3 protein-coding genes are annotated in these 3040 nt (G+C 70.8%); all 3 read left to right on the top strand.

Annotated elements, in window-relative coordinates; translation table 11 throughout:
• Nucleotides 1-1203, top strand: a 1203-nt coding sequence (locus tag H5J30_RS24430) for a leucyl aminopeptidase (protein WP_181789518.1), incomplete at its 5' end; no start/stop codon positions are given.
• A gap of 188 nt (nucleotides 1204-1391) precedes the next feature.
• Entirely contained in the window at nucleotides 1392-2780 is a 1389-nt protein-coding gene (gene lpdA, locus H5J30_RS24425; RefSeq protein ID WP_181789517.1) for a dihydrolipoyl dehydrogenase, read from the top strand.
• 50 nt (nucleotides 2781-2830) lie between these two features.
• The coding region (locus tag H5J30_RS24420) for a biotin/lipoyl-containing protein (protein WP_309505618.1) at nucleotides 2831-3040 on the top strand (210 nt) is incomplete at its 3' end.

Below are 3040 nucleotides of genomic sequence, written 5' to 3'. Positions count from 1 at the left end.
GCCGTGGCGGAGGGCGCGCTGCTCGGCGCGTACGCCTTCAACACCTACCGCGACGGCGGCGCCGACGCCGCGGCCGCCGACGCCAAGGGCACCAAGGCCGCCAAGGGCGGCAAGGGCGCGAAGAGCAGGGCGAACGGCGGCGCCAAGGCCCCGCTCGCCGAGATCGCCCTCCTCGGCGGCAAGCGCGACAAGGCCCACCGCACCGCCGTCGAGCGCGCCACCGTGCTCGCCGAGGAGGTCAACCGCGCCCGCGACCTGATCAACCTCCCCTCCAACGACCTCGACCCCACCGGCTTCGCCGCCGCCGCCCAGCAGGCCGGCAAGGAGCACGGCTTCAAGGTCGCGGTGACGGACGAGAAGGCGCTCGCCAAGGGCGGCTACGGCGGCCTCCTCGGCGTCGGCCAGGGCTCGCAGACCCCGCCCCGGCTGGTCCGCCTGGAGCACCGGCACCCGAAGGCGACGCAGACGATCGCGCTGGTCGGCAAGGGCATCACGTACGACTCGGGCGGCATCTCGCTCAAGCCGGCCGGCCACAACGAGACGATGAAGTGCGACATGAGCGGCGCCGCGGCCGTGCTCTCCGCCGTCTCCGCCGCCGCCCGGCTGGACCTGCCGGTGAACGTGACCGGCTGGCTGGCGCTCGCCGAGAACATGCCGTCCGGCTCCGCCACCCGCCCCGGCGACGTGCTGCGGATGTACAGCGGCAAGACCGTCGAGGTGCTGAACACCGACGCCGAGGGCCGGCTCGTCCTCGCCGACGCGCTGACGAAGGCGTCGGAGGAGAAGCCCGACTACATGATCGACGTGGCGACGCTCACCGGCGCCATGGTGCTGGCCCTGGGCAACCGCACCTTCGGGATCATGGCCAACGACGACGCCTTCCGGACCCGGATCCACGTGCTCGCCGAGGCCGCGGGCGAGCAGTCCTGGCCGATGCCGATGCCGCCGGAGCTGAAGAAGGGCATGGAGTCCCCGATCGCCGACATCGCCAACATGGGCGAGCGGATGGGCGGCGGCCTGGTGGCCGGGCTCTTCCTGGAGGAGTTCGTCGGCGAGGGCATCACCTGGGCGCACCTGGACATCGCGGGCCCGGCCTTCAACTCCGCCGGCCCGTTCGGCTACACCCCCAAGGGCGGCACCGGCTCCGCGGTGCGCACTCTCGTCGCGATCGCCGAGGAGGCGGCGCACGGCGACCTGGTCTGACGTGCGCCGCAGCCCGCCGGCGACCGGTTCCCGGGCCGGCGGGGTGCGGCCCGCGTCTCCGTCTTCCGGCGACAAGTGCGAAGATGGCTGGTGGCAGGACAGGGCCTCAGTAGTAGAGCGGCCGATAAGGAGCCGCCGCCCGGCCGCACCACGGCCGGCCACCGGCGCACATGCATGGAGGACGTGACGTGGCGAACGACGCCAGCACCGTTTTCGACCTGGTGATCCTCGGAGGCGGCAGCGGCGGCTATGCCGCCGCCCTGCGAGGTGCTCAGCTTGGTCTTGACGTCGCCCTGATCGAGAAGGACAAGGTGGGCGGCACCTGCCTGCACCGCGGATGCATCCCGACGAAGGCGCTGCTGCACGCCGGGGAGCTCGCCGACCAGGCGCGCGAAGGCGCATCCTTCGGAGTGAACACGACGCTCGACGGCATCGACATGGCCGGCGTGCACAAGTACAAGGACGGCGTGGTCGCCGGCCTCTACAAGGGCCTGCAGGGGCTGATCTCGTCCCGCAAGGTCACCGTCGTGGAGGGCGAGGGCCGGCTGTCCTCGCCGACCTCGGTGGACGTGAACGGCCAGCGGTACAGCGGGCGGCACGTGCTGCTCGCCACCGGTTCGTACTCGAAGTCGCTGCCGGGCCTGGAGATCGACGGCAACCGCATCATCGCCTCGGAGCACGCGCTGGTCCTGGACCGGGTGCCGAAGTCGGCGATCGTGCTGGGCGGCGGCGTCATCGGCGTGGAGTTCGCCTCCGCGTGGAAGTCCTTCGGCAGCGACGTGACGATCGTCGAGGGCCTGAAGCACCTGGTCCCGGCGGAGGACGAGAGCAGCTCCAAGCTGCTGGAGCGGGCCTTCCGCAAGCGGGGCATCAAGTTCAACCTGGGCACCTTCTTCGAGAAGGCGGAGTACACCCAGGACGGCGTCAAGGTCACCCTCGCGGACGGCAAGGAGTTCGAGGCCGAGATCCTGCTGGTCGCGGTCGGCCGCGGCCCGGTCTCGCAGGGGCTCGGCTACGAGGAGCAGGGCGTTGCCATGGAGCGCGGCTTCGTCCTCACGGACGCGTACAAGCGCACGAACGTGCCCACGATCTCCGCCGTCGGGGACCTGACCCCGGTGCTCCAGCTCGCGCACGTCGGCTTCGCCGAGGGCATCCTGATCGCGGAGCGGCTGGCCGGCCTCGACGTGGTGCCGATCGACTACGACGGTGTCCCGCGGGTGACGTACTGCCACCCGGAGGTCGCGTCCGTCGGCATCACGGAGGAGAAGGCCAGGGAGACCTACGGTGCCGACAAGGTCGTGGCGCTGAAGTACAACCTGGCGGGCAACGGCAAGAGCAAGATCCTCAAGACCTCGGGCGAGATCAAGCTCGTCCAGGTCAAGGACGGCCCCGTGGTCGGCGTGCACATGGTCGGCGACCGCATGGGCGAGCAGGTCGGCGAAGCACAGCTGATCTACAACTGGGAGGCGCTGCCGGCCGAGGTGGCCCAGCTCGTCCACGCCCACCCGACCCAGAACGAGGCGCTCGGAGAAGCCCACCTGGCGCTGGCCGGCAAGCCGCTCCACGCTCACGACTGAGCCACGGACACGCCCACCATCCGCAAAGATCGATAGGAGCAACCGAAACCATGGCGGTTTCCGTAACCCTGCCGGCGCTCGGCGAGAGCGTGACCGAGGGCACCGTCACGCGCTGGCTCAAAGCCGAGGGCGAGAGCGTCGAGGCCGACGAGCCGTTGCTTGAGGTCTCCACCGACAAGGTCGACACCGAGATCCCCTCCCCCGCCGCCGGAGTGCTGTCCTCCATCAAGGTGGCCGAGGACGAGACCGTCGAGATCGGC

The organism is Streptomyces phytophilus, from assembly GCF_013870535.1.
Lineage (GTDB): Bacteria > Actinomycetota > Actinomycetes > Streptomycetales > Streptomycetaceae > Streptomyces > Streptomyces phytophilus.
Note: the sequence above shows the minus strand (reverse complement) of the source record. Positions and strands in the feature narration are given on the sequence as shown.